This window comes from Streptomyces formicae (genome assembly GCF_002556545.1).
Classification (GTDB): domain Bacteria; phylum Actinomycetota; class Actinomycetes; order Streptomycetales; family Streptomycetaceae; genus Streptomyces; species Streptomyces formicae_A.
Genome location: NZ_CP022685.1, coordinates 7706142 through 7732514 on the forward strand (window position 1 = coordinate 7706142; position 26373 = coordinate 7732514).

General features: G+C 71.9%; 26 protein-coding genes. 19 read left to right on the plus strand and 7 right to left on the minus strand.

What is annotated here, in order from left to right:
* Positions 1-117: 117 nt before the first annotated feature.
* Positions 118-768 carry a response regulator gene (locus tag KY5_RS33530; protein WP_098245711.1) on the minus strand — a complete coding sequence of 217 codons (651 nt, stop codon included), beginning with the start codon at positions 766-768 and terminating at the stop codon, positions 118-120.
* Positions 765-2009, minus strand: coding sequence for a sensor histidine kinase (locus KY5_RS33535; protein WP_098245712.1), 1245 nt, complete (start codon positions 2007-2009; stop codon positions 765-767). Before KY5_RS33535 ends, KY5_RS33530 begins: the two co-directional genes overlap by 4 nt.
* A 189-nt stretch (positions 2010-2198) precedes the next feature.
* Here KY5_RS33535 and KY5_RS33540 point away from each other — a divergent pair, with 189 nt between their 5' ends.
* Both KY5_RS33540 and KY5_RS33545 read left to right on the plus strand, forming a co-directional pair.
* A complete protein-coding gene (locus tag KY5_RS33540; protein WP_098245713.1) occupies positions 2199-3287 on the plus strand; it encodes an ABC transporter permease in 1089 nt (362 codons plus the stop codon).
* 8 nt (positions 3288-3295) lie between these two features.
* Positions 3296-3988, plus strand: a complete 693-nt coding sequence (locus tag KY5_RS33545; protein ID WP_234362989.1) for an ABC transporter ATP-binding protein — start codon at positions 3296-3298, stop codon at positions 3986-3988.
* A gap of 533 nt (positions 3989-4521) precedes the next feature.
* On the opposite strand, the gene KY5_RS33550 is transcribed toward KY5_RS33545, so the two are convergent.
* Positions 4522-5337 (minus strand): IclR family transcriptional regulator, encoded by an 816-nt coding sequence (locus tag KY5_RS33550; protein WP_098245714.1) that lies wholly within the window; start codon positions 5335-5337, stop codon positions 4522-4524.
* Between the two features lie 347 nt (positions 5338-5684).
* On the opposite strand from KY5_RS33550, the gene allB reads away from it, so the two are divergent.
* Entirely contained in the window at positions 5685-7034 is a 1350-nt protein-coding gene (gene allB, locus KY5_RS33555; RefSeq protein ID WP_234362990.1) for an allantoinase AllB, read from the plus strand.
* Between the two features lie 3 nt (positions 7035-7037).
* Positions 7038-8153, plus strand: coding sequence for an allantoicase (gene alc / locus KY5_RS33560; RefSeq protein ID WP_098245715.1), 1116 nt, complete (start codon positions 7038-7040; stop codon positions 8151-8153).
* Positions 8154-8225: 72 nt separating this feature from the next.
* On the opposite strand, the gene KY5_RS33565 is transcribed toward alc, so the two are convergent.
* Positions 8226-8984 carry an SDR family oxidoreductase gene (locus tag KY5_RS33565; RefSeq protein ID WP_098245716.1) on the minus strand — a complete coding sequence of 253 codons (759 nt, stop codon included), beginning with the start codon at positions 8982-8984 and terminating at the stop codon, positions 8226-8228.
* A 223-nt stretch (positions 8985-9207) separates the two neighbouring features.
* Here KY5_RS33565 and KY5_RS33570 point away from each other — a divergent pair, with 223 nt between their 5' ends.
* The 3 genes from KY5_RS33570 to KY5_RS33580 all read left to right on the plus strand — a co-directional run bounded on the left by KY5_RS33570 (position 9208) and on the right by KY5_RS33580 (position 11391).
* On the plus strand, positions 9208-9816 hold the full coding sequence (locus KY5_RS33570; protein ID WP_098245717.1) for a dihydrofolate reductase family protein: 609 nt from the start codon (positions 9208-9210) through the stop codon (positions 9814-9816).
* A gap of 135 nt (positions 9817-9951) precedes the next feature.
* A complete protein-coding gene (locus tag KY5_RS33575) occupies positions 9952-10857 on the plus strand; it encodes a DMT family transporter (RefSeq protein WP_098245718.1) in 906 nt (301 codons plus the stop codon).
* A gap of 126 nt (positions 10858-10983) precedes the next feature.
* The gene (locus KY5_RS33580; protein WP_098245719.1) at positions 10984-11391 is read left to right on the plus strand and encodes a ribonuclease domain-containing protein; all 408 of its coding nucleotides are present in this window, start codon (positions 10984-10986) and stop codon (positions 11389-11391) included.
* A gap of 30 nt (positions 11392-11421) precedes the next feature.
* Here the strand turns inward: KY5_RS33580 and KY5_RS33585 are convergent, their stop codons facing one another.
* A complete protein-coding gene (locus tag KY5_RS33585) occupies positions 11422-11628 on the minus strand; it encodes a hypothetical protein (protein ID WP_098245720.1) in 207 nt (68 codons plus the stop codon).
* Positions 11629-11786: 158 nt separating this feature from the next.
* On the opposite strand from KY5_RS33585, the gene KY5_RS33590 reads away from it, so the two are divergent.
* The 3 genes from KY5_RS33590 to KY5_RS33600 are packed head-to-tail and all read left to right on the plus strand — an operon-like array spanning position 11787 to position 14200.
* Positions 11787-13031 (plus strand): sensor histidine kinase, encoded by a 1245-nt coding sequence (locus KY5_RS33590; protein WP_199843356.1) that lies wholly within the window; start codon positions 11787-11789, stop codon positions 13029-13031.
* Complete coding sequence (locus KY5_RS33595; protein ID WP_098247651.1) at positions 13028-13699, plus strand: response regulator; 672 nt, start codon at positions 13028-13030, stop codon at positions 13697-13699. Before KY5_RS33590 ends, KY5_RS33595 begins: the two co-directional genes overlap by 4 nt.
* Before the next feature lie 18 nt (positions 13700-13717).
* Positions 13718-14200: a PaaI family thioesterase gene (locus KY5_RS33600; RefSeq protein WP_098245722.1), complete on the plus strand. Its 483-nt coding sequence runs from the start codon at positions 13718-13720 to the stop codon at positions 14198-14200.
* 17 nt (positions 14201-14217) lie between these two features.
* On the opposite strand, the gene KY5_RS33605 is transcribed toward KY5_RS33600, so the two are convergent.
* Positions 14218-15234, minus strand: a complete 1017-nt coding sequence (locus KY5_RS33605) for a Gfo/Idh/MocA family oxidoreductase (RefSeq protein WP_098245723.1) — start codon at positions 15232-15234, stop codon at positions 14218-14220.
* 35 nt (positions 15235-15269) lie between these two features.
* Between KY5_RS33605 and KY5_RS33610 the strand changes: the two genes are divergently transcribed.
* From KY5_RS33610 to KY5_RS33650, 9 genes are all read left to right on the plus strand, one after another.
* Entirely contained in the window at positions 15270-16139 is an 870-nt protein-coding gene (locus tag KY5_RS33610) for a GntR family transcriptional regulator (RefSeq protein ID WP_098245724.1), read from the plus strand.
* A gap of 94 nt (positions 16140-16233) precedes the next feature.
* Positions 16234-17226 (plus strand): sugar ABC transporter substrate-binding protein, encoded by a 993-nt coding sequence (locus KY5_RS33615; protein ID WP_098245725.1) that lies wholly within the window; start codon positions 16234-16236, stop codon positions 17224-17226.
* A gap of 148 nt (positions 17227-17374) precedes the next feature.
* Positions 17375-18358, plus strand: coding sequence for a sugar ABC transporter substrate-binding protein (locus KY5_RS33620; RefSeq protein ID WP_199843671.1), 984 nt, complete (start codon positions 17375-17377; stop codon positions 18356-18358).
* Entirely contained in the window at positions 18355-19416 is a 1062-nt protein-coding gene (locus tag KY5_RS33625) for an ABC transporter permease (RefSeq protein ID WP_098245727.1), read from the plus strand. Before KY5_RS33620 ends, KY5_RS33625 begins: the two co-directional genes overlap by 4 nt.
* Positions 19413-20234: an ATP-binding cassette domain-containing protein gene (locus tag KY5_RS33630; RefSeq protein ID WP_199843358.1), complete on the plus strand. Its 822-nt coding sequence runs from the start codon at positions 19413-19415 to the stop codon at positions 20232-20234. The genes KY5_RS33625 and KY5_RS33630 overlap by 4 nt, the downstream gene beginning before the upstream one ends.
* A 203-nt stretch (positions 20235-20437) precedes the next feature.
* A complete protein-coding gene (locus tag KY5_RS33635) occupies positions 20438-21595 on the plus strand; it encodes an ROK family glucokinase (RefSeq protein ID WP_098245728.1) in 1158 nt (385 codons plus the stop codon).
* Between the two features lie 4 nt (positions 21596-21599).
* Positions 21600-22202 carry a sugar kinase gene (locus KY5_RS33640; protein ID WP_098245729.1) on the plus strand — a complete coding sequence of 201 codons (603 nt, stop codon included), beginning with the start codon at positions 21600-21602 and terminating at the stop codon, positions 22200-22202.
* Between the two features lie 105 nt (positions 22203-22307).
* On the plus strand, positions 22308-23609 hold the full coding sequence (locus KY5_RS33645; protein ID WP_098245730.1) for a sulfite oxidase: 1302 nt from the start codon (positions 22308-22310) through the stop codon (positions 23607-23609).
* Positions 23610-23805: 196 nt separating this feature from the next.
* Complete coding sequence (locus KY5_RS33650) at positions 23806-25344, plus strand: hypothetical protein (protein WP_234362991.1); 1539 nt, start codon at positions 23806-23808, stop codon at positions 25342-25344.
* A gap of 37 nt (positions 25345-25381) precedes the next feature.
* Here the strand turns inward: KY5_RS33650 and KY5_RS33655 are convergent, their stop codons facing one another.
* Positions 25382-26356: an ornithine cyclodeaminase family protein gene (locus tag KY5_RS33655; protein ID WP_098245731.1), complete on the minus strand. Its 975-nt coding sequence runs from the start codon at positions 26354-26356 to the stop codon at positions 25382-25384.
* Positions 26357-26373 lie beyond the last annotated feature (17 nt).

Below are 26373 nucleotides of genomic sequence, written 5' to 3' on the forward strand. Positions count from 1 at the left end.
GCACCCGTGCCGGACCAGCCGGATGAGCCGGACCAGCCGGATGAGCCGGACTCGCCGGGGAGGTGCGGCTCGGTGGAGGGAGGGGCGGGGAGGCTTGGCCGTGTGGGGGTCGGTGCGTCAGGTGTCGCGTCTGATCAGGCCGCGTGAGGTCGCCGCAGCGACCGCCGCCGTGCGGGAGTCCACGCCGAGCTTCGCGTAGATGTGCACCAGATGGGACTTCACCGTGGCCTGGCTCAGGAACAGTTCCTTGCTGATCCGCTGGTTGGAGAGACCGTCCCGCACCAGGCGGAGTACCTCCAGTTCCCGGCGGCTGAGCGCCTCCCCGGGCGCCCGCATCCGGTCCATGAGGCGGTGCGCGATCGCGGGCGCGAGGGCCGAGCGGCCCGACGCGGCGGTGCGGACCGCCGCGGCGAGTTCCTCCGGCGGCGCGTCCTTGAGGAGATAGCCCGCGGCCCCCGCCTCCACCGCCGCGAGGATGTCCGCGTCCGTGTCGTACGTCGTGAGCACGAGCACCCGCGGCGCCCCCGCGCACGCGGTGATCTCGGCCGTCGCCGCCGAGCCGTGCATCCCGGCGCCGAACTGCAGATCCATCAGCACCACGTCGATCCCGCCGCCCGCGGCCCGCTCCACCGCGGCCTCCGCCGTCGCCGCCTCCGCGACGATCTCGAAGTCCGGCTCGGCGTCGAGCACGGCGCGCAGACCGGCCCGTACGACGGGGTGGTCGTCGGCGAGGAGGAGGCGCACGGTCCTGGCCGTGTCCGGGCTCACGCGGCCGCCTCCCGGGTACGCGCGGGCATCGGCAGCGAGATCGCCACCGCCGTGCCCTGGCCAGGACCGGACTCGACGGTGAACGTGCCGCCGAGCGACTCCGCGCGCGAGCGCATCGCGGGGAGCCCGAAGCCGCCCTCGCCCCCGTCCCGCGGCGCGTCGGCGCGCGGCTCCCTCACCGGGTCGAAACCGCGGCCGTCGTCCACCACGTCGAGCGTGACGGACGCGTCCATGAACGTCAGCGTGATCTCCGCGCGGTCCGCCGCCGCGTGCCGCACCGTGTTCGCGAGCGCGGACTGTGCGATGCGCAGCAGCGCCACTTCGTACGGAGTGGGGAGTTCTGTCGGCGTGCCGCTGACGGAGAAGCGGACCCGAGGGCCCGGACTCGACGTGCTCAGCCGCTCCAGCGCCCCGGCCAGCGAGCCGTGCTCCAGATCGGGCGGCGTCAGGGCGCGGACGAAGCGCCGCGCCTCGGCGAGGTTGTCCTGCGCCGCGGCGCGCGCCCGCTCGATGTGCGGGGCGGCGGGCGAGCCCGCGGGAAGTCCGCGCTGGGCCGCCCGCAGCAGGAGCTGGATCGAGGAGAGGCCCTGCGCGAGCGTGTCGTGGATCTCGCGCGCGAGCCGCTCGCGCTCGGCGAGCGTGCCCGCCGTGCGCTCGGCGGCGGCGAGCTCGGCGCGGGTCGCCACCAGCTCGTCGATCAGCTCGCGGCGGTGCTCGCTCTCGCGGTACAGCGCCTGGTACCCGAGGACCGTGACCACGGCCACCGCCGCGCCGAGCAGCGGCCCTATGAAGCTGCCCGGAGTGACCTGCGCGCTGTGCACGAGGAAGCTCGCGATCGCCGCGGCGGCCGTACCGAGCACCGCGGGGAGCGCCCAGCGGAGCGGGAGCAGGTGGAGCTGGAGGAAGTACAGCGGGAACGCCGCCCAGAGCCCGTCGGGCGAGAGCGCGAGCAGCACCAGCCAGCTCGCCGCGAGCGCCGTCAGCCAGAGGACCGCGGCGCGGCGTGCGCGGGGGACCCGGGGGTTCAGGGCGCCTGCCGTGTAGACGGCGCCCATGAGGAGCGCGGCCGCGACGATCGCGGCGGGATGGTGGGCGAGCCCGGCCCCGCCGCCCGTGTCGTTCGCGCCCGTCAGTGCCTTGACCGCGGCCAGGGACAGGAGTCCCGCGAGCAGGGCGTGGAGGCAGAGGCGGAGGGCGAGGGGCACGGGGAGCGGGGGTGCGGTCTCTTGGGGGCGCGGCATGGTTCTTCCAGCGTAAGAGGGGGACCGGCGGGCTGTGGCCGTCCCGGAGGGCTGTGCCCCCTTCACCGTACGGGGTGGCCCCCGCCGCGCCGTCAACCGAAAGTTCGAAAGACGGCTCCCTCCTTCGATTCGGGTGAAGCGTGCTGTGGCGCGATGCCCGGAGGGTGGGCGTGGCCGCAGGGTGGGGGCATGTTCGTCGCATGGAGAGACCTGCGGTTCGCCAAGGGGCGGTTCGCCCTCATGGGGGCCGTCGTCGTATTGATCACCCTGCTCGTCGGCCTGCTGTCCGGGCTGACCGCCGGGCTCGCCAAGGAGAACACCTCGGCGATCACCGGGCTGCCCGCCGACCAGCTGGCCTTCGCCGCGCCCCCCGACGGCCAGTCCGTCTCCTTCACCAACTCGCTCGTACGCCAGAGCGCCTGGGAGAAGTGGGCGGAGCGCCCCGGGGTGACCTCCGCGCGGCCCATCGGGATCAGCACGCTCAGCGCCACCGCGGGCGACCGGTCCGGCGCGGTCTCCGCCTTCGGCGTCGAGCCGGACTCCGGGATCGCGCCCGACGGCATCGCGCCGGGCGAGGCGGTGCTCTCCGAGCAGGCCGCCGACGATCTCGGCGTGGGCGTCGGCGACCGGGTCCGCCTGGGCACCGGCGGTCCGCGCGAACGCGTCGCGCGGATCGCCTCCGATGCCTCGTACAGCCATACGCCCGTCGTGTGGATCACCCTTGACGACTGGCAGGGAATCGGACACCGCGGTACGTCCGTCGACGAACAGGCCACCGTTATCGCGTTGCGGACCGGTGGCGACGGGGTGGACCTGGCCGCGGGCGACAAGGCGGCAGGGACCGAGACCAAGTCCCTGGACGGGGCGTTGAGCGCGATCGGTTCCTACCAGGCCGAGAACGGGTCCCTCCAGCTGATGCGGGGGTTCCTGTTCGTCATCTCCGCGCTGGTCATAGGGGCGTTCTTCACCGTGTGGACCATTCAGCGCGCCGGGGACATCGCCGTCCTGAAGGCGCTCGGGGCCTCCACGCCCTACCTCCTGCGGGACGCGCTCGGGCAGGCCGTGGTGATGCTCGTCGCCGGTGCGGGCATCGGGACCGCGATCGCCGTGGGGGTGGGGTGGCTCATCGGTGGGGGCGACGTTCCGTTCGTCCTCGAGGTGTCGACCGTGCTGTGGCCCGCCGGGGTGATGGTGGTGCTCGGGGTGCTCGGGGCCGGTCTGTCCGTGCGGCGGATCACCGCCGTGGATCCGTTGGTTGCGTTGGGAAGTGCGCGGTGAGTCGTTCGATGGGTATGCCCGTGTCCTCGTTGGTCGTCGAAGGCGTGACGTTGACCTATCCGGACGGGGGTGGGCGGCTGACCGCGCTGGACGGCGTGGGGCTCGATGTCCCCGCCGGGACGATGACGGCTGTCGTCGGCCCTTCCGGGTCGGGCAAGTCCAGCCTCCTCGCCGTGGCCGCGACGCTCGTCACACCGGAGCGGGGGCGGGTCGTGGTCGACGGCGTCGAGACGGGTTCGTTGAGCCCGTCCGAGAAGGCGGAGCTGCGCCGGACGCGCCTGGGCATCGTCTTCCAACAGCCGAACCTGCTGGCCTCGTTGACCGCGCTGGAGCAGTTGGAGCTCATGGCACGGGTGGCGGGGGCGCGGCGCGGGGCACCGGAGCGGGCGCGGGAGCTGCTGTCGGCGGTGGGGCTCGCGGGGGAGGCGGGGCGGCGTCCGCATCAGTTGTCGGGTGGGCAGCGGCAGCGGGTGGGGATCGCGCGGGCGCTGATGAACGAGCCCGCGGTGCTGTTGGTGGATGAGCCGACGAGTGCGTTGGACCATGAGCGGGGGGCCGTGGTGATGGACCTGCTGGCGGAGCTGACGCGGGAGCGGGGGACGGCGACGGTGCTGGTCACGCATGATCGGGCGCGGCTTGGGGTGGCGGATCGGGTGGTGGAGATGGTGGACGGCAGGTTGTCGCTGACGGGGGCGCGGTAGGCGTTCCCGGGTCTGCGCCGTGCGCGTTCCCTGGGGCGGGGTCGCGGGGCTCGGTGGGTGCGGGTCTTGCGCCTTGGGTTCGTCGTGGGGGCGGGGCCGCGGGGGTATGTGCGTACTCGCCGTCCCAGATGACCGCTACCGGACTTGCTTCCTTGCCTCGGTCACTTATGTGCTCCGTGCGCACATACCCCCACGTCCCCTCGCGCGCGCTCGCGACCGCCCCCCGGCGGGGGTTCCCGGCCCCCACCGGCCCGCGGTCGCCGTTCGACCGGAGGGGACGTGGCGGTATGTCCGCCCGGAGCACATGTGGCCACGTTCCGAGGTGCCCGGAGTGTGGCGGCCATCTGGGACGGCGAGGACGGACATACCGCCGCGGCCCCGCCCCACAGACGGGCAGTAGCCACCCCCGCAGCCGAACACGAACGGCGACGCCCCTCAAGGGGCGCGGGGAACTGCGCAAAACCCCCGTGTGCCGTCGCGCCGGACGTGGGGAAGACGCCACCTACCCCTGCACCCCGGCGCAGACGGAGCCGTTAGGAGGAAGGCGTCGCGCTCGCCAGCGCCGCTGAGAGTTCCACCGCCACCTCTTGCAGAACCGGAACGATCTTGTCCGTGGCGGACTCCGTGACGCGACCGGCCGGACCGGAGATGGAGATCGCTGCCGCCGTGGGGGAGTTGGGCACCGGCACCGCCAGGCACCGCACCCCGATCTCCTGCTCGTTGTCGTCGACGGCGTACCCCGTGCGCCGTACCTCCTCGAGCGCGTCGAGGAACCCTTCCGGCGTGGTGATCGTCTTCTCCGTGGCCGCGGGCATCCCGGTGCGGGCGAGCAGCGCCCGGACCTCCTCCGGCGGCGTGTGGGCGAGGAGCGCCTTGCCCACGCCCGTGGAGTGCGGCAGCACCCGACGGCCGACCTCGGTGAACATCCGCATGGAGTGCTTGGACGGCACCTGCGCGACGTACACGATCTCGTCGCCGTCGAGCAGCGCCATGTTCGCCGTCTCGCCGGTCTCCTCGACCAGCCGGGCGAGGTAGGGCCGGGCCCACGTGCCGAGCAGCCGGGACGCCGATTCGCCGAGGCGGATCAGGCGTGGGCCCAGCGAATAGCGGCGGTTGGCCTGCTGACGTACGTAACCGCAGGCGACGAGCGTGCGCATGAGGCGGTGGATCGTGGGGAGCGGAAGACCGCTGCTGGCGGAGAGCTCGCTGAGGCCGACCTCGCCCCCGGCGTCCGCCATCCGCTCGAGGAGGTCGAAGGCGCGCTCGAGGGACTGGACCCCACCGCTCGCGGCGGGGGATTTGGTGGCGGCGACTTCAGCAGATGCGTCGCTGGCGCTGGACGTCGGCACGGCGCGTTCCTTTCGGTGCTGGCGGGCAAGGAAGCAGCCTACCGGGCGGTTCTTCTGAAGGGTTCTTGCGCGTCACGGCGTCACCGCCGGTCAGAGGGGCTCAGGGGGCCCTTTGTCCGCGTCTTCGCTGGGATGTCCCGTGCTCCCTCGACGGTCCGGTTGTGCGTACCTACGTTCTGGCAAGCGGAATTCTAATTCCACGTTGTGGAAACGTCCAGTGCGTCGAGGGAGAGAAAAGAACCCTTGACGTCTCGCGGCCGAGCGTGAAAACTCCTTCAACAGAACGTTGAATTCCGTTAAGCGGAAACACAAGGTCTGTGAAGCGGAACAGAAGAGAGGGGACACGGGTGTCGGAACAGGACGTGGCCGCTGAGCTGGTTCTTCGCTCGACTCGCGTCATCACGCCGGAGGGTACGCGGGCCGCATCGGTCACCGTTGCCGGTGGGAAGATCGTCGCCGTCGGCGCGCACGACGCCGAGGTGCCGGACGGCGCCCGCCTGGAGGACTTCGGCGACGACGTCCTGCTGCCCGGCCTCGTCGACACGCACGTCCACGTGAACGACCCCGGCCGTACGGAGTGGGAGGGCTTCTGGACCGCCACCCGGGCCGCGGCCGCCGGTGGCATCACGACCCTCGTCGACATGCCGCTCAACTCCCTGCCGCCGACCACGACCGTCGACAACCTGCGGACCAAGCAGGACGTCGCCAGGAGCAAGGCCCACATCGACGTGGGGTTCTGGGGCGGTGCGCTGCCCGACAACGTGCAGGATCTGAAGCCGCTGCACGACGCGGGCGTGTACGGGTTCAAGTGTTTCCTGTCGCCCTCGGGCGTCGATGAGTTCCCCGAGCTCAACCAGGAACAGCTCACCGCCTCCATGGCCGAGATCACCGGGTTCGGCGGGCTGCTCATCGTGCACGCCGAGGATCCGCACGAGCTGGAGGCGGCGCCGAGCAAGAGCGGCCCCAAGTACGACGACTACCTCCAGACCCGTCCCCGCATCTCCGAGGACACGGCGATCGAGGGCCTCATCGCCGTCGCCAAGCGGCTCGGCGCCCGCGTGCACGTCCTGCACCTGTCGTCGTCCGACGCGCTGCCGCTGGTCGCCGCCGCCAAGCGCGAGGGCGTGAAGCTGACGGTGGAGACCTGTCCGCACTATCTGACGCTCACCGCCGAGGAAGTCCCCGACGGGGCCAGCGAGTTCAAGTGTTGCCCGCCCATCAGGGAGGCGGGCAACCAGGACCTGCTGTGGGAGGCGCTGGCCGACGGGACCATCGACTGCGTCGTGACCGACCACTCGCCGTCGACCGCCGATCTGAAGACCGACGACTTCGCGACCGCCTGGGGCGGCATCTCCGGGCTCCAGCTGAGCCTGCCCGCCGTCTGGACCGAGGCCCGTAAGCGGGGGTACGGGCTCGAGGACGTGGTGCGGTGGATGTCCACCCGCACCGCACAACTGGTCGGACTCGACCAGAAGGGCGCCATCGAGGCCGGCCGCGACGCCGACTTCGCGGTCCTCGCGCCCGACGAGACCTTCACCGTGGATCCCGCGGAGCTCCAGCACCGGAACCGAGTCACGGCGTACGCGGGCAAGACCCTCAGCGGCGTCGTGAAGTCCACCTGGCTGCGCGGCGAACGCATCCTGCACGGCGGCGAGTTCAGCGAACCCGCAGGCCGACTTCTGGAAAGGAACAGCTAAAAAGTGACGGCGATACCTTCTTTCACCGGCGACGCGAGCCCCTACGGCGGCGGCGAGCCCTTTGCCGACTACCGCACGGCCGACTTCCCCTTCACCCAGTACGCCAACCTCGCCGACCGGCAGCTCGGCGCCGGTGTGATCGCCGCCAACGACGAGTTCTTCGCGATGCGCGAGAACCTGCTCCTGCCGCACGACGCCGTCTTCGACCCGGAGCACTTCGGGCACAAGGGCAAGGTCATGGACGGCTGGGAGACCCGCCGTCGGCGTGGTGTGTCCGGTGAGCACCCGTGGCCCACCGCCGACGACCACGACTGGGCGCTCGTCCGCCTCGGCGCCCCGGGCGTCGTGCGCGGCATCGTCATCGACACCGCCCACTTCCGCGGCAACTACCCGCAGGCCGTGTCCGTGGAGGGCACGAGCGTCGAGGGTTCGCCCACTCCCGACGAGCTCCTCGGCGACGACGTGAAGTGGACGACCCTCGTACCGCGCACGACCGTCGGCGGGCACGCCGCCAACGGCTTCGCCGTCGACGTCGAGCAGCGCTTCACGCACCTGCGCGTCAACCAGCACCCCGACGGCGGCATCGCCCGCCTCCGGGTCTACGGCGAGGTCGCCGCCGACCCCAAGTGGCTCGCCGCGCTCGGCACCTTCGACGTGGTCGCCCTGGAGAACGGCGGCCAGGTCGAGGACGCGTCCGATCGCTTCTACTCCCCGGCCACCAACACCATCCAGCCGGGCCGCTCCCGCAAGATGGACGACGGCTGGGAGACGCGCCGGCGCCGCGACAACGGCAACGACTGGATCCGCTACCGGCTCGTCCAGCAGTCCGAGATCCGCGCCGTCGAGATCGACACCGCGTACCTGAAGGGCAATTCGGCCGGTTGGGCCTCCCTCTCCGTACGTGACGGCGAGAGCGGCGAGTGGGTGGAGGCGCTGCCGCGCACCCGCCTGCAGCCCGACACCAACCACCGCTTCGTGCTCGACGCGCCGGTGGTCGGCACGCACGTCCGCGTCGACATCTTCCCCGACGGCGGCATCTCCCGGCTGCGCCTGTTCGGTTCGCTGACCGAGGGCGGCGCGGCCAAGCTGGCCGCCCGTCACCAGGAGCTGGGCGGCTGATCCGCCCCCGCTGAACGTGGGGCGCACCGGGTGGAAAGCCCCGGTGCGCCCCGCACCCAACTCCTTTACGGGTCAGGCCGCGTGACCGCCGTCGATCGAGAGCTCGGTGCCCGTGACGTACGCGGCGTCCTCCCCGGCGAGATAGCCGACCAGCGACGCGACCTCGTCGGCGGTGCCGAAGCGGCCGAGCGCGGTCATGGCGCTCTGCGCGTCCGCGAACGGGCCGTCCGCCGGGTTCATGTCGGTGTCGACGGGGCCCGGCTGGACCAGGTTCGCGGTGATGCCGCGCCCGCCCAACTCCCGTGCGAGCGCCTTGTTCAGACCGATCAGCGCGGCCTTGCTCGTCGCGTACAGGGTGCCGCCGGGGCCCGGTACCCGCTGGGCCATGCAGCTGCCGACGGTGATGATCCGGCCGCCGTCCGCGAGCCGTCCGGCCGCCGCCTGCGACGCCAGGAAGACCCCGCGCACGTTGACGGCGATGACCCGGTCGACGTCGGCGAGCGTCAGGTCGCCGATCGGGCCGAGGACCCCGATGCCCGCGTTGTTCACCAGGATGTCCAGGCCGCCCAGGTCGTCGGCGGCACGCTCCACGGCGCCCGCGGCGTCCCCGGCGTCCGCCGCGTCGGCCTTGACGGCGAAACCGCGCTGTCCCGTCGACTCGATCTTGGCGACGACCTCCTGGGCCGCGGTCTCGTTCCGGACGTAGGTGATCGCCACGTCCGCGCCCGCCTGTGCCAGGCGCAGCGCGATCGCCGCGCCCATGCCGCGGCTGCCGCCGGTGACCAGGGCCTTCTTGCCGCTGAGGCTGCTCGGGCTGCTGAGAGGAGACATGTCTTTTCGTACCTCTTCTATGTGTCCGTGTCGGTATCCGGCTGCTTGCGCCGTAAGTGCTTACGGGTTCAATGAAAGGCGTTCGTGCGGGCCGCGGCTGGCGGTAAACGGACGCGGTTCTCGGCGGCTCGGCGGCGATGACTTCCGCGCCGCCGACGGGTCTCAGTAGTGAAGGACACGGCACCTGTCCGACACGGCACCCACCCGAGAGAAGGCACGCACCATGAAGCTCACCTTCACCCAGTTCCTCACCCTGGACGGCGTCATCCAGGCCCCGGGCGGCCCGGAGGAGGACCGCGACGGCGGCTTCGAGCACGGCGGCTGGTCGGCGCCCTACGGCGACGACGACTTCGGCGCCTTCATCACCGAGGTCTTCGACCGGGCCGACGCCTTCCTGCTCGGCAGGGGCACCTACGAGATCTTCGCCGGGTACTGGCCCAAGATGACCGACCCCACCGACCCGGTGGCCTCGCGCCTCAACTCCCTGCCGAAGTACGTCGCGAGCACCACCCTGACCGCCGCCGACTGGCAGGGCACGCGGATCATCGGCCGCGACGACCTGGTCAAGGACGTCACCGCGCTCAAGGAGCAGCCGGGGCGCGAGCTCCAGACGCACGGCAGCGCGGGCCTGGCGCGCTCGCTCATGGCGCACGACCTGATCGACACGCTGCACCTGCTGACGTTCCCCGTCGTCCTCGGCACGGGCAAGCGGCTCTTCGAGGAGGGCGGCCTGCCCACGGCGTTCCGGCTCGCCGGGTCGCGCACGACGTCCAAGGGCGTGGTCATCAGCACGTACGAGCGCGCGGGCCGCCCGGAGTACGGGAGCTTCTGACCGCGCGAGCCCTTCCCGGCGCGATCTTCGACGGATACGGTGTGCGCTCCGCGTGCGAGCCGCCGAAGTCTCCACACCGCCGCAGCCGTTGCCGCACCCGTCGGCCGCTGCCGCACCCGTTGGAGACCGCGCCCCGTGTCGACCCTCGCCGCCCCCGCCGCCCTCGCCCCGCGCCGTGCCTGGCTGACCGACCTGCCCGTGCTGCTCGTGGCCGTGGTGTGGGGTGCCAGCTACCTCGCCGCCAAGGGCATCACCACGGCGCACACGGTCGTCGCCGTGCTCGTCCTGCGGTTCGCGGTGGTGCTGCCCGCCCTGGTGGTGGTCGGGTGGCGCTCCCTGCGGGGCCTCGGGGCCGCGCAGTGGCGCGGGGCCGGGCTCCTCGGCCTGATCCTCGCCGGGATCTTCCTCCTGGAGACCTACGGCGTCGTGCACACATCGGCGACCAACGCGGGCCTGATCATCAGCCTCACCATGGTCTTCACACCGCTCGCCGAGGCGGCGGCGCGACGGACACGGCCGCCGCGCGTGTTCCTCGCCGCCGCCGGGCTCTCCGTGCTCGGCGTGGTCCTGCTGACCCAGAGCGGCGGCTTCACCAGCCCGTCGGTCGGCGATCTGCTCATCCTGTTCGCCGCTCTCGCCCGCACCGCGCACGTCCTCGCGATGGCGCGCGTCAAGGCGGTGCGCGACGCCGACTCGCTCTCCCTCACCACGGTCCAACTGGGCGGCGCCCTCCTGGTGTTCGCGCTGCTCGCGGCCGCGGGCGCGGGGGACGCTCCGTGGTCCGTCGCCGCGGGCTTCGGCGCGCGGGAGTGGGCGGGCCTGCTCTTCCTCGCCGTCTTCTGCACGCTCGTCGCCTTCTTCGTCCAGATGTGGGCGGTGCGCAGGACCTCGCCGTCGCGGGTGAGCCTGCTGCTCGGCACGGAGCCTTTGTGGGCGGCGGCCACGGGCATCGTGATCGGTGGCGAACGGCTCGGCGGGCTCGGGCTGTTGGGCGGGGCGCTGGTGCTGGTGGGAACAGGGCTGGGACGCCGGGCGCGGTGATGTGCCGATGCGCGGAAGAAGTGACGGCGAAGAGCGGATTGTGCTCGGTTAACAACCGGTAACTCCCGGAAAATTCACCGCACTTGACGTTGACACGCCAACCTCTACGCGCGTCACACTGGACCCATGCGAATCCCCCCACGAATCGTCAGCGTCACTGCCCTCGCCGCCGCCCTGCTCATCGGCGGCCCCGTCGCGGCCACCGCGAGCGCGGCGCCCGCCGCCCCCGTCTCGTACTCCGTCACCGCGGTCGGCGAGATCTGCTACTCCGCCCTGCCCTCCCAGGCGCACGACACCCTGGACCTGATCGACAAGGGCGGCCCCTACCCGTTCCCGCAGGACGGCACCGTCTTCCAGAACCGTGAGGGCGAGCTGCCCCAGCAGAGTTCCGGCTACTACCACGAGTACACCGTCATCACGCCCGGCTCGGACGACCGCGGCGCCCGGCGCATCGTGACCGGCGACAAGAGCCAGGAGGACTACTACACCGCCGACCACTACGCGTCCTTCGACCTGGTGGATCACGGCTGCTGAGTCCGTCGTCGTACGGTCCGGGGCGCTCTGTCAGCGTGACCCGCGGCTCTCCACCGCGGCGAACAGCGCGAGGGCCAGGACGAGCAGGGTGACGCTCGCGTAGATCTCGTACCCGTCGAGGAAGCCGAGACGCTGCACGACGCCCCAGCCGTCCAGGGCGCCGGTGAGCTCGTGGATCAGTCCGGCCGCCCCCTGGATCAGCAGCAGCACGCCGAGGACCTCAAGTACCTGTCTCATACCGGGATCCTCGCCCCGGCGCTTCCCCACGCACATCCGTCGCCGGGCGAGGATCCCCTTACGGCGCGGGTCCGAAAGTCGCGGACCTGCGCGACTTTCGTAGACGATCACGCGTGCGGGATGCCCCGGGCCCCGGGCAGTGCGTAGATTTGTCGACCATGAGCGGCACAGAGCCCACCCCCCAGCCCCTGGCCAGAAGGCCGTGGGCGCTGCCGTCCGCCGTCGCGAGCGAACTCGACCCCGACCACGCGCGGCGCCGCGGCACCCGGCGGACCGTGCGCGACTGGCTCGTCGACTTCGCCTGCTTCCTCACGGCCGTCCTGATCGGCATGATCGGCGCCGACGCGGTCGGCGACAATCCGCACGTCTCCGCGGGCTACGCCGAACTCGACCAGGTGATCGGCGCACTCGCCTGCGCCGCGGTCTGGCTGCGCCGGCGCTGGCCCGTGGGTCTCGCCATCGCGATGGTGCCGGTGTCGGTGGCCTCCGACACGGCGGGCGGTGCCGCGGTCATCGCCCTCTTCACCCTCGCGGTGCACCGGCCCTTCCGGTACGTCGCCTGGATCGGCGGGATCTCGGCCGCGGCGGTGCCCCTCACCTACTGGCTGCGGCCCGACTCGGAGATGCCGTACGGGATCTCCATCGCCTTCGGCGTCCTGCTGACCACGGCGGTCCTCGGCTGGGGCATGTTCGTACGCTCCCGCCGCCAACTGCTGCTCAGCCTGCGCGACCGCGCCGTACGCGCGGAGAACGAGGCCGCGCTCCGCGCCGAACAGGCCCAGCGCCTGGCCCGCGAGGCCATCGCCCGCGAGATGCACGACGTCCTCGCGCACCGGCTGACGCTGCTCAGCGTGCACGCGGGCGCCCTGGAGTTCCGCCCCGACGCGCCCCGCGCGGAGATCGTCCGCGCCGCGGGCGTCATCCGCGAGAGCTCCCACGAGGCGCTCCAGGACCTGCGCCAGGTGATCGGCGTCCTGCGCGGCGGCGACGCGGACGCGTCGGGCCGCCCGCAGCCCACGCTCACGGCCCTGGACACCCTGGTCGCCGAGTCCCGCGCGGCGGGCATGAAGGTCGTCCTGGACAACCACGTCGCCGACCCGGCGGCCGTGCCCGCGGCCGTCGGCCGCACCGCGTACCGCATCGCGCAGGAGGCGCTGACCAACGCCCGCAAGCACGCCCCGGGAACCGAGGTGACCGTCGTCGTGTCGGGCGCCCCCGGCGAGGGTCTGACGCTCTCCGTGCGCAACCCCGCACCCGTCGGCGACGTACCGAAGGTGCCGGGCTCGGGGCAGGGCCTGATCGGCCTCACCGAGCGCGCCTCGCTCGCGGGCGGCAGGCTCGGGCACGGCGTGCCGCCCGAGGGCGGCTTCCACCTGGAGGCCTGGCTACCGTGGGCCCCATGAACACCATCAGGCTGCTCCTCGTCGACGACGACCCCCTGGTCCGCGCCGGTCTCTGCTTCATGCTCGGCGGCGCGGACGACATCGAGATCGTGGGTGAGGCGGGCGACGGTACGGAGGTCGCCCCGCTGGTCGGTGAACTCCGCCCCCACGTCGTCCTGATGGACATCCGCATGCCCACGATGGACGGCCTCGCCGCCACGGAGGCACTGCGCAAGCGGCCCGACGCCCCCGAAGTCATCGTCCTCACCACCTTCCACGCCGACGAACAGGTCCTGCGCGCGCTGCGGGCGGGCGCCGCGGGCTTCGTCCTCAAGGACACGGCACCCGCCGAGATCGTCGCGGCGGTACGCGCGGTGGCCGCGGGCGAACCGGTGCTCTCGCCCACCGTGACCCAGCAGTTGATCACGCAGGTCACCGGCGTGGACCCGCAGACGGACCGCAGGCGGCGCGCGGTGGAGCGGCTCGGCACGCTGGCCGAGCGCGAGAGGGAGGTCGCCGTCGCGATCGGCAGAGGAGGATCCAACGCGGACATCGCGGCGGAACTCTTCCTGAGCGTGGCCACCGTCAAGGCGCACGTGTCCCGCATCCTGACCAAGCTCGACCTCAACAACCGGGTGCAGATCGCGCTGTTGGCGCATGACGCGGGACTGCTCGACGAGCCGCGCTGAGGTGATAGAAGTCCCTTCATGACTGAGTCCCAGCCGAGCGAGCCCGTGCCGGCCGAGCCCCTGCCGGTCGAGCCGATCGATTTCGCGATGGCCCAGAAGGTCCTGCACGCCCAGCCGTTCAGCCGTCTCCTGCGCACGCGCATCACGCGCTTCGGCGACGGCGCGGCCACGCTGGAGATCGACATCCGCGAGGAACTCCACCAGCAGAACGGCTTCCTGCACGGCGGAGTCCTCGCGTACGCGGCGGACAACAGCATCACCTTCGCCGCGGGCACGACGCTCGGGCCCGCCGTGCTGACCACCGGGTTCTCCATTCAGTACGTACGCCCGGCGACCGGCGCCAAGTTGATCGCCCGCGCCACCGTCGCGCACTCGGGACGGCGGCAGGCGGTGGTGCGCTGCGAGTTGCTCACGGTGAGCGGCGCGGCCCCGGCGGAAGGTGCCGAGGGCGCCGAGGTCCTGTGCGCGATCGCCCAGGGGACCGTGCTCTCCACGGCGTGAGCGGCGCGGCGGGTGGGTCAGGCAGGCCGGACGGGACCGGGGATCTCCGCCATCCGCACCGGCCTGCGCTCGCGCCGCGACTGCTCGCACGCCTCCGCGATCCGCAGCGCGTGCAGCGCCTCGCGGCCGTCGCAGGGGTTCGCCCGCTCTCCCCGTACGACCTCGACGAAGGCGGCGAGCTCCGCCTCGTAGGCGGGCGCGAACCGTTCGAGGAAGCCGGGCCAGGGCTTGTCCGGTGCGGCGGGGCCCGCGAGTTCCGCGGAGGTCAGCGGCGTGCGGTCGTCCAGGCCGACCGCCAACTGGTCGAGCTCACCGGCCAGTTCCATGCGCACGTCGTAACCCGCTCCGTTGCACCGGGTCGCCGTCGCCGTGCAGAGCGTGCCGTCGTCCAGGGTGAGCAGGACCGCCGCCGTGTCGACGTCGCCCGCCTCGCGGAACATCGCGGGGCCCGCGTCCGAACCGGTCGCGTACACCTCGGTGACCTCGCGCCCCGTCACCCAGCGCAGCACGTCGAAGTCGTGCACCAGGCAGTCGCGGTACAGACCGCCGGAGAGCGGCAGGTACGCGGCGGGGGGCGGGGCGGGGTCCGAGGTGATCGCCCGCACCGTGTGCAGTCGGCCGAGGGCGCCCGCGCGGACCGCGTCGCGCGCCGCCGCGTACCCCGCGTCGAAGCGGCGCTGGAAACCGAGTTGCAGCACGGTGCCCGCGGCGTCGACCTCGGCGAGCGCGGTCAGCGTGCCCGGCAGGTCGAGCGCGATCGGCTTCTCGCAGAACACCGGGAGCCCGGCGCGGGCCGCCCGGCCGATGAGCTCGGCGTGTGCGGAGGTGGCCGCGGTGATCACCACGGCGTCCACCCCGAGGGCGAACACCTGGTCCACGGAGGGGGCCGCCGTCGCCCCGATCCGTTCCGCGAGGTCGGTCGCCCTGGCGCCGTCCGCGTCGGCGACGACCAGGGACGTCACCTCGGGATGACGGCCAAGGGTCATCGAGTGAAAAGTGCCGATCCGGCCCGTTCCGATCAGTCCGATGCGCATGGACCCACACTCGCCACGCCCCGCCGCTCCTGTCAATGCTTTGTCCTGACAACAGAACTGTCCTGACAACAGAACTTCCCGTCATCCTCTCCCGGGACTACGCTCGGCCCGTGTCCAAACCAGTCGCCAAAGCAGCCCAGGACAAGCCGATCAAGGACCCCACCGTCGCGCTGCGCCTCGGTGTGGACCGCAGCAGTCCGGTCCCGCTCTACTTCCAGCTCTCCCAGCAGCTGGAAGCGGCGATCGAACGCGGCGCCCTGACCCCCGGCAGCCTCCTCGGCAACGAGATCGAGCTCGCGGGGCGGCTCGGCCTGTCCCGGCCCACCGTCCGCCAGGCCATCCAGTCCCTGGTCGACAAGGGCCTGCTGGTGCGGCGCAGAGGCGTCGGCACCCAGGTCGTGCACAGCCAGGTCAAACGCCCCCTGGAGCTGAGCAGCCTCTTCGACGACCTGGAGGCGGCGGGCCAGCGGCCCGAGACCCGCGTCCTGCGCAACACCGTCGAGCCCGCGTCCGCCGAGGTCGCCGCGGCGCTCGGGGTCGGCGAGGGGGACGAGGTGCATCTCATCGAGCGGCTGCGCCTCGCCCACGGCGAGCCCATGGCGTATCTGTCCAACCACATCCCCGGCGGGCTCCTCGACCTCGACACCGAGCGCTTGGAGGCCACCGGGCTCTACCGCCTGATGCGCGCGGCGGGCCTCACCCTGCACAGCGCGCGCCAGTCCGTGGGGGCCCGCGCCGCGACCGCCGAGGAGGCCGAGCGGCTGGCCGAGCCGGGCGCGGGCGCCCCGCTGCTCACCATGCGCCGCACGACCTTCGACGACACGGGCCGCGCGGTCGAGTTCGGCTCGCACGTGTACCGGGCCTCGCGCTACTCCTTCGAGTTCCAGCTCCTCGTACGGCCATAGTCAGAATGTTCTGACAAATTCATTGACGCTGCCGCACGCCCGCCGCTAGAACTCCCCCAGCCGCAATCGGGCGGCCGGGAGAAGAGGTGGTCCCATGCGTACAGCCCGCACGACCGCAGCCCTCATAGCCGTCCTCGCGCTCGCCGTCGGCTGCAGCAGCTCCGGCGGCAAGGACGACGAGGACAGGTCGGGGGACGGCGGCGGGGGAGGGAAGGGCGTGAACACGCCCCGCCTCAAGATCGCGATGGTCACCCACTCCGGCGAGGGCGACACCTTCTGGGACATCGTCCAGAGCGGTGCCAAGCAGGCCGCCCGCAAGGACAACGTCGAGTTCCTCTACGCCAACGACAAGGAGGCCAAGGGGCAGGCCGAGCTCGTCCAGTCCTTCGTCGACAAGAAGGTCGACGGGATCGTCGTGACCCTGGCCAAGCCCGAGGCGATGAAGGCCGTCCTCGCCAAGGCGGAGACTGCGGGGATCCCGGTCGTCACGATCAACTCGGGCGGCGAGTTCTCCGCGCGGTTCGGGGCGCTCGGCCACATCGGCCAGGACGAGTCGGTGGCGGGCGAGGCGGTCGGCGAGGAGCTGAACTCGCGCGGCAGGAAGAAGGCCCTCTGCGTCATCCACGAGCAGGGCAACGTCTCGCTCGAACAGCGCTGCGCGGGCGTGAAGAAGACCTTCGACGGATCGGTCGAGAACCTGAACGTCCAGGGCACCGACGCGCCCGGATCCCAGTCCTCCATCAGCGCGAAGCTCCAGGCCACCAAGGACATCGACGCCGTCGTCGCGCTCGGCGCGCCGATCGCCGCGTACTCGGTGAAGGCCAAGGAGGACGCGGGCAGCAAGGCCGAGGTCGACACGTTCGACCTCAACGCCGAGGTCGTCAAGCGCCTCAAGGCGAAGGAGGTCGGCTTCGCCGTCGACCAGCAGCCCTATCTCCAGGGCTACCTCTCCGTCGACGAACTGTGGCTCTACAAGACCAACGCGAACGTCATCGGCGGCGGCAAGCCCGTCCTGACCGGACCCGCGATCGTCACCTCCAAGGACGTGCCGAAGCTGGCGGAGTACACGGCCAGGGGAACACGATGACCACACGCCGCGGTACCCGATGAACACATGCGTGATCCGCGTGGTCGATACTTGGGCGGCCGGGGCCGGGGATCCGGACCGGCCGCACCGAGGAGCAGAACAAGAAGGGCACGGCGTCGTGGCAAGGGTGAAGACAGGGGTACGTGCGGTGGGCGCCGTGCTGGTTGCGGTGCTCGGGGCCTCCCTCGTGGGATGCAGCAGCACCGGAGGCAAGCGCGCGGAGGACGCCCGCAAGGCGGCGGCCGCCGGAGGCAGAGCCGCGGTGGACACGCCGCGCTGGACCTTCGGCATGGTCACGCACTCCGGCGACGGCGACACCTTCTGGGACATCGTCCAGAACGGCGCCAAGCAGGCCGCGGTCAAGGACAACATCAAGTTCCTGTACGCCCATGACGACGAGGCCCAGCAGCAGGCCCAGCTCGTCGACTCCTACATCGACAAGAAGGTCGACGGGATCATCGTCACGCTGGCCAAGCCCGACGCGATGAAGGGCGCCCTGGCCCGCGCGAAGAAGGCCGGTATCCCGGTGATCACCGTGAACTCCGGCTCCGCGGAGTCCAAGGAGTTCGGCGCGCTGACCCACATCGGCCAGGACGAGACGATCGCGGGCGAGGCCGTCGGCGAGGAGCTCAACAAGCGCGGCAGGAAGAAGGCGCTCTGCATCCTGCACGAGCAGGGCAACGTCGGCCACGAGCAGCGCTGCGAGGGCGCCAAGAAGACCTTCGAGGGCAAGATGCAGAACCTGTACGTGACGGGCACCAACATGCCCGACGTGCAGTCCTCCATCGAGGCCAGGCTCCAGACCGACAAGTCGGTCGACGCGGTCGTCACGCTGGGCGCGCCCTTCGCGGACGCCGCGGTGAAGGCCAAGGAGGGCGCGGGCAGCAAGGCGGAGATCGACACCTTCGACCTCAACGAGAAGGTCGCCGCGGGCCTGAAGTCCGGCTCGCTCGGCTTCGCCGTCGACCAGCAGCCCTACCTCCAGGGGTACGAGGCCGTGGACCTGCTGTGGCTGTACAAGTACAACGCCGACGTACTCGGCGGCGGCAAGCCGGTCCTCACGGGTCCCCAGATCATCACCAAGGACCAGGCCGCCGAGCTGGAGGAATACGCGAAGCGAGGGACGCGATGACAGCGACCGCACCCGCCCCGGCGCCGTCGCCGGGCACCAAGAGCGACGAGCGTCTGCTGAAGACGTCGCCGCTGAAGAAGCTCCTCGGCAGGCCCGAGCTCGGCTCGGTGGTCGGCGCCGTCGCCGTGTTCATCTTCTTCGCGATCGTCGCGGACAGCTTCGTGCAGGCCACCAGCCTGTCCACGGTCCTCTACGCGGCGTCGACGATCGGCATCATGGCGGTGCCGGTGGCGCTGCTCATGATCGGCGGCGAGTTCGACCTGTCGGCCGGCGTCATGGTGACGACGTCCGCGCTGATCTCGTCGATGTTCAGCTACCAGATGACCGCGAACGTCTGGGTCGGCGTCCTGGTCTCGCTGATCGCGACCCTCGCGGTCGGCGTGTTCAACGGCGTGATGCTGACCCGCACGGACCCGCCGAGCTTCATCATCACGCTCGGTACGTTCCTGATGCTGACCGGCATGAACCTCGGCTTCACCAAGCTGATCAGCGGCACCGTCTCCACCAAGTCGATCGCCGACATGGAGGGCTTCTCCTCCGCCAAGGAGGTCTTCGCCTCGACGATCACCGTCGGCGGCGTCGACTTCAAGATCACCATCGTCTGGTGGCTGGCCCTGATCGCCCTCGCCACCTGGATCCTGCTCCGCACCCGCGTCGGCAACTGGATCTTCGCCGTCGGCGGCGGCGAGGACGCGGCCCGCGCGGTCGGCGTCCCGGTCGCCGCGACCAAGATCGGCCTCTACATGGGCGTCGCCTTCGGCGCCTGGGTCTCCGGACAGCACCTGCTCTTCTCGTACGACGTCGTGCAGTCGGGCGAGGGCGTCGGCAACGAGCTGATCTACATCATCGCGGCCGTCATCGGCGGCTGCCTGATCACCGGCGGCTACGGCTCGGCGGTCGGCGCGGCCGTCGGCGCGCTGATCTTCGGCATGGTCAGCAAGGGCATCGTGTTCGCCGAGTGGAACCCGGACTGGTTCAAGTTCTTCCTCGGAGTGATGCTGCTCCTGGCGACCCTGCTCAACCACTGGGTCCGCAAGCGCGCGGAGGCGACGAAGTGACCGACAAGACCGACGTCAGCGACGCCGTACCGCAGACGGTGGAGCGCACCCCGCTCGTCGAGCTCGACGACGTCAGTAAGTACTACGGCAACATCCGCGCCCTGGAAGGCGTCTCCCTCGAAGTGCACGCGGGCGAGATCTCCTGCGTGCTCGGCGACAACGGCGCGGGCAAGTCCACCCTCATCAAGATCATCGCGGGGCTGCACCAGCACGACGCGGGCGCCTTCCGCATCGAGGGCGACGACACCCGCCTCGGCTCCCCGCGCGAGGCCCTCGACCTGGGCATCGCCACGGTCTACCAGGACCTCGCCGTCGTCCCCCTGATGCCGGTCTGGCGCAACTTCTTCCTCGGCTCCGAGCCGACGAAGGGGGTGGGCCCCTTCCGCCGCATGGACGTCGACCTGATGCGCGAGACGACCCGCGCGGAGCTGCTCCGCATGGGCATCGACCTGCGCGACGTGGACCAGCCCATCGGCACGCTCTCGGGCGGTGAGCGTCAGTGCGTGGCGATCGCCCGCGCCGTCCACTTCGGCGCGAAGGTGCTCGTCCTCGACGAGCCGACCGCGGCGCTCGGCGTCAAGCAGTCCGGCGTGGTCCTGAAGTACGTGGCCGCCGCGCGGGACCAGGGCCTCGGCGTGGTCTTGATCACGCACAACCCCCACCACGCGTACCTCGTCGGCAACCGCTTCGTCCTCCTCAAGCGCGGCGCGATGTCCGGCAGCTACGCCCGCGACGAGATCACCCTCGACGAGCTGACCCGCCAAATGGCGGGCGGCTCCGAGCTGGATGACCTCCGTCATGAGCTGGAGGGCCGATAGGCCCCTCCAGGGGCGCGGGGAACTGCGCGCTCAGCCCAGGAAAAGCCGCAGTCGCGTCTGCTCGGTGGTCCGGCAGACGCGACTGCGGCTTATTCGTGGTTGCTCGCGCAGTTCCCCGCGCCCCTACGGGGCGCGCCCCTGACGGGGCGCCCGCCCCGTGCCCGTTGTGCGCGCCCCCGCGAGCGTGAGGCAGAATCGCCGCAATGAGCACCTACCGCGACCTCGCGCACCGCGGCTCCGCACGAGCCACCGTCCTGCGGACCGTGGGCACGCGCGAACGCCGATCCCATCTGACGGCGCCCCGCGTCCCCACCGTCGGCATCGACATCGGCGGCACGAAGGTGATGGCGGGTGTCGTCGACGCCGACGGCAACATCCTGGAGACCCTCCGTACGGAGACCCCGGACAAGTCGAAGAGCCCGCGCGTCGTCGAGGACACCATCGTCGAACTGGTCCTCGACCTCTCCGACCGGCACGACGTGCACGCGGTGGGCATCGGCGCGGCGGGCTGGGTGGACGCGGACCGCAACCGGGTCCTGTTCGCCCCGCACCTGTCCTGGCGCAACGAACCCCTGCGCGACCGCATCTCGGGCCGCCTCGCGGTCCCCGTGCTCGTCGACAACGACGCGAACACGGCGGCGTGGGCGGAGTGGCGCTTCGGCGCCGCCCGCGGCGAGGACCATCTGGTCATGATCACGCTCGGCACCGGCATCGGCGGCGCGATCCTGGAGGACGGCCAGGTCAAGCGCGGCAAGTTCGGCGTCGCGGGCGAGTTCGGCCACATGCAGGTCGTCCCCGGAGGCCACCGCTGCCCCTGTGGCAACCGCGGCTGCTGGGAGCAGTACAGCTCCGGCAACGCGCTGGTCCGCGAGGCCCGCGAGCTGGCCGCCGCCGACTCCCCGGTGGCGTACGGCATCATCGAGCGCGTCAAGGGCAACGTCCCCGACATCACGGGCCCCCTCATCACCGAGCTGGCCCGCGAGGGCGACGCCATGTGCGTCGAGCTGCTCCAGGACATCGGCCAGTGGCTCGGCGTGGGCATCGCGAACCTCGCCGCCGCCCTCGACCCGTCCTGCTTCGTGATCGGCGGCGGCGTGTCGGCCGCCGACGACCTCCTGATCGGTCCCGCCCGCGACGCCTTCCGCCGCCACCTCACCGGCCGCGGCTACCGTCCCGAGGCCCGCATCGCCCGCGCCCAGCTCGGCCCCGAGGCCGGCATGGTGGGCGCCGCCGACCTGGCCCGCCTGGTCGCCCGCCGCTTCCGCCGCGCCAACCGGCGCCGCGTGGAGCGCTACGAACGCTATGAGCGGTACGCCGAGGCCCGCCGCACCAACGACCGCACTTCTCAGGGAACCCAGTAAACAGATGACCGTGCCCCGCCAGCCCTCGCCCCCGGACCGCCCCGGCGCGGCCGGAAAGCCGGACCGCGAGGGAGGCAAGACCGAGGACCGCCGCCACATGATCCGCCGCCGCTGGCTGACAGCGACGATCATCGTGCTCCTGATCGGCATCCCCGCCGGTTACCTGGCGATCTCCGCGAGCCAGAGCCGCAACAGCGGCCGCGACAAGGAGAGCAAGTACTCCGCGACCGGCCTCAGCGAGGGCTGGCCGTCCCGGGTGCAGCGCCGTCTGTACGACGTGCCGATCCCGCCGTACTCCAAGGAAGTCGCCTACTACGAGACGAACAACTGGCGCACCAGCCGTCTGTACGTCCAGTTCCTGACCAGCAACGAGGGCCTGGAGAAGTTCCTCCAGCGGATCGGCACCTCCACGGACCGCCTGGAGCCCAAGGACATCACGATCAGCAAGCGCGACCAGAAGGTCGTCGGCTGGGAGTTCACGGGTCCCGGCCCGTGGTCGGGCCTCACCCACGACAAGAAGAACCCGGCCCCGACGCAGGACGTCGTCGTGGACCGCTCCAACGCCAAGCACCCCATGGTGTACGTGGTGTCGTCGACGACCCCCTGAGGGCCCCGCCGCGCCGGGCATTGTTGCCGGTCCGTGAAGCGGCGCCGGATCGCGGGGCGGCGGGCGCCGCGGCCTCCTAGCGTGGCGCCCATGGATCCCTCGCGCATGTATCCCTCGCGCCGCAAGGCGCACCCCGCCGTGGGCGGCGCCCCGTCCGAAGCGTCGTACGACCGCCGCAGGCTCCGTGAGTGGCTGGCGGGGGAGGCGCGGGCCGACGGCGTCGCGCGCAGGGACGTCCTGCGGCTCGTCGCCGCGGCGGGCCTCGCGTCCGCGGTCCCGGTGGGTCTCGCCCCGTCCCCGGCCTCGGCGGCCCCGTCGGAGGCCGCGCCGGGCATCGTCAAACCGCTGCCTCCGGAGCGCTTCACGATCCGGGGCACGAACGCCGAGACGCGCTTCGAGTCCCTCGCGGCCACCGGCCACACCACTCCCGTCTCCCACTTCTTCGTACGCAACCACACGGCGACGCCGCGGATCGACGCGGACACCTGGTCCCTGCGGATCTGGGGCGACGGACTGACCGGCGGTGCGAGGGAGTTCACGCTCGCCGACCTCAAGCGGCTGCCCGCCGTGTCCCGCACGGCGTTCGTCGAGTGCGCGGGCAACGGCAGGAGCCTGTTCGCCACGCAGCAGGGCCAAGAGGTCTCCGGCACCGCCTGGACGCTGGGCGCGGTCGGCGTGGCGCGCTGGCGCGGCGCACGGCTCTCCGACGTCCTGCGCCTCGCGGGCCTCTCGCGCCGCGCGGTGGACGTGCTGCCGCGCGGCCTCGACGCGGACTACGTGACGGCGGACGGCACGAACCTCGGCCGGGTCCGCCGCCCCCTCCCACTCGCCAAGGCCCTGGACGACGTGATCCTCGCGTACGAGATGAACGGCGCGCCCCTGCCCCCGGACCACGGCCACCCGGTCCGCCTGCTCGCGCCGTCCTGGGTCGGCATCGCCTCGATCAAGTGGCTCGGCGACATCGAGGTCTCCTCGGCCCCGCTCTACTCGCCCTGGAACACGGACTTCTACCGCCTGTACGGCGACGGCTACCCACCACAAGGCAGCGCCCCGCTCACCCGCCAGACCCTCAAGTCGGCCTTCGAACTCCCGTGGAACGCCCGGCTTCCCACCGGCACCCGGCACCGTCTGACCGGCCGCGCCTGGTCGGGCGCGGCCGCGATCGCCCGGGTCGACGTCAGCACGGACGCGGGCACGACCTGGCACCGCGCCCACCTCCACGACACCCCCCACCGCGCCACCTGGACCCGCTGGTCCCTCCCGTGGCACCCGACGCACCCCGGCCCCACGACGCTCCTGTCCCGCGCCACGGACACGACGGGCCGCGTCCAGCCGCGCACGACGACGCACAACACGCAGGGGTATCTGTTCGACGCGGTGGTGCGGCATGCGGTGACGGTCGTCTGAACGGGGCTCGAGCTTGCCGCTTGGTGACTTCCGGCTGCCGGTGGTCCGTTGTCAGTGGTCCTTGCGATGATCGAGACGTTCAGCGTTCAGCGAGTGACGTTTACGTCCGCGCCACCGCAGAGACCGAGAGGACCGCACCGCCATCGAAACCATCGGGGTCACCGACTTCAACCGTCGGGTCCGCCTGCTCGTCGAAGTGACCGACCATCCGGACGAGTTGGCGCTCGCGGAGGAGCTGCTCGTCGCGGAGGGCTGCGTGGTCAGGGCGGCAACCGCCCCCGAGGCCGCGCGCGTCGGGCCCCGCCGTGCGGGTCTCGTCGTCGAGGTACGGCTGCGGGGTGCGAGGCGCGGTGCGCGCAAGGCCGCGGTGCACCGGGTGGAGCGCCTCGCCGCGCGGCGCTCACTCGCCTTGTGGGTACGGGAATCGACGCTGTGCACCCCGCCCCGCGAGCGCCGCACGCCCTACCACGTCCGGCTCGCCCCGCCCGCGGACGGCAGCACGGCCGCCCGACACGTGCTGCGCCTCGCCCGGCACGTGACGGGCGCCCACGACCGGCGGGCGGTCTCCCTGCCGGGACCGCCGGACCGCGCGGCGGCCGTCGCCGAACTGACCGCGAGCCGCTTCGGCGACCGCCTCTTCGACCCCTCGGCCGAGGAGGTGCACGGACCACCGGACCCGCCGGCGCAGCCCGGCGCCGCACCGCGGATCCTCGATCCCACGACGGCGAGCGGCCTGCTCTCGCTCTGCCTCAGCGTGGCCGCGCTCTGCGCGGGCGGTCTGGTCTGTCTCACCCTCGGCGGCGCGCTGCAACGCCTCGACACCCCCTGGCGGTGGACGGCACTGCTCCCCGCACTCGCACTCGGCGACGCGCTCGGCTGGTTCCTCGCGGAGCGCCATCTCTCCCGCCCGCGACGGTTCGCCCTGGGCACGGCGATGGCGGCGATGTTCCTCTTCCTCGGCTACCAACTGATGCTCGCGCTGCCCGTGGCGGGCGGTGACGTGCTGTGGGCGACGTCGCTGACGGTGCTGGGCGTCGTGGGCGCTGCCCCGGTGGGGGCAGGGGTCTGGTGGGCCCTCGTCCCCTCCTGGCTGAGCAGGAACGCGCACTGGTTCGTGCCCGTGGTCGCCGCACCCCTCTTCTTCGTCGTGCCGTGGTTCGGACGGCTCCTGTACACCCTCTACTTGACGGTGGGTTTCGGCGTGCCCGTCGATGCGGTGCCGGTCACGACGTACTCCATGACGTACGCGGCCCTGAAGCCGATCGGCCTCGCCGCGGCCTTCGCGCTCGTCTTCGTGGCCGCCGCGGGGTGGGCGCGGCACACCTACTGGGGACGTGTTCCCGGCGACGGCATACCCGGGTTCGTCCTGCCCGTCGTCGCGGCGCTGTACATCGTGACGACGCTGCTCGTCGGCCTGATCACGGCCGCTGCCGCCACGGACGACGCGGCGGCCGCCGTCAAGGAGGGCCGCAATCCGCCGGGTTACTACGGCCTGCACGGAACGCTCATGTGCGCGAAGCCGTTGAGCAAGGACATCGCGGTCTACAACGGCCCGCTGGTCACGGACCGCCCCGTCCTGACCTTCGGCAGTACGGGGGAACGGATCTGGCTCTGGGGCTTCCAGGACGCCGAGGGCGGCAAGCGCGGTGAGGGCGACTGGACGGCGATGAGCGTCAGACTCGAGGACGTCGCGCTGACCGCACCGCCGAAGAGCGGCGCGACGCGCTGCGCCTGACCGACGCTCACCCACCCGCCTACCGTGCGCTGACGGCTCAGCCGACGGCGTCCCGTGCCACGTACGCGGCCGCCGCGACCGCCAGGTCCTCCCAGGCCATCCCGGCCGACTTGAACAGCCGGGGCCGTCCCGCGTCGACCTTCACCTCACCCCGCACGAGGGCGTCCAACGTATGCAACCGGGCCATGTCGAAGGCGCCTTCGTCGACCGCCAGCACCAGGTCGCCGCACTCGCGTCCGGCGACTTCTCGGGACTCCGCGACCACGGTGGCGCGGCCCACGAGAGCGGCGTCGACCTCGCGGGCGTCCGGTTCGTGGGAGCCGACGGCGGCGACCGTCGCGTGGTCGGGCAGCAGGGAGCTGTCGAAGAGGGGTTCGCGTGCGGTGGTGCAGCAGCAGACGATGTCCGCGTGGGCGACGTCCTCCGGTGTGGCGGCCAAGGCGCTGAGGCCGTCGTCGCGGCAGCGGTCGACGAAGGCGGCGACCCGCTCGGCGTCGCGCGCGACCACGTCGACGTGCCGCAGCCCGGGACGCACCGCCCGCACCGCCTCGACGTGCCCCCACGCCTGCGGCCCCGTCCCGAACACGAGCAGCCGCTCGGCCTCGGCCACCGCGAGGTGCCGGATGGCCACGCCGGACACGGCGGGCGTACGCAGCGACGTCAGCGCGATGCCGTCGAGCAGAGCCAACGGCGTGTGCGTCACCCCGTCCAGGAGGAGATAGAGGCCCTGGACGCGGGGGAGCCCGCGATCCGCGTTGGCGGGCGTGACGGTGGCGACCTTCACCCCGGCGTACGACGCCGTGGCCGACGGCATCAGAAGCAACTGCCCACCGGCCACCTCCACGACCCCGCGCGGCGGTTCCGCCTCCGGATCGAGCCCGGAGACGAGCACGGCTTCCAGCGCGTCGACAGCATCGGCCATGGGAACGAGACGGGCCAGCGTCCCGGCGTCGACATGAACCGCCGCACCGGGGAGCGAGCCGCCCTCGTGCTGCGAGGAGTGGGCCTTCATGGTGATTCTCTCCGTCC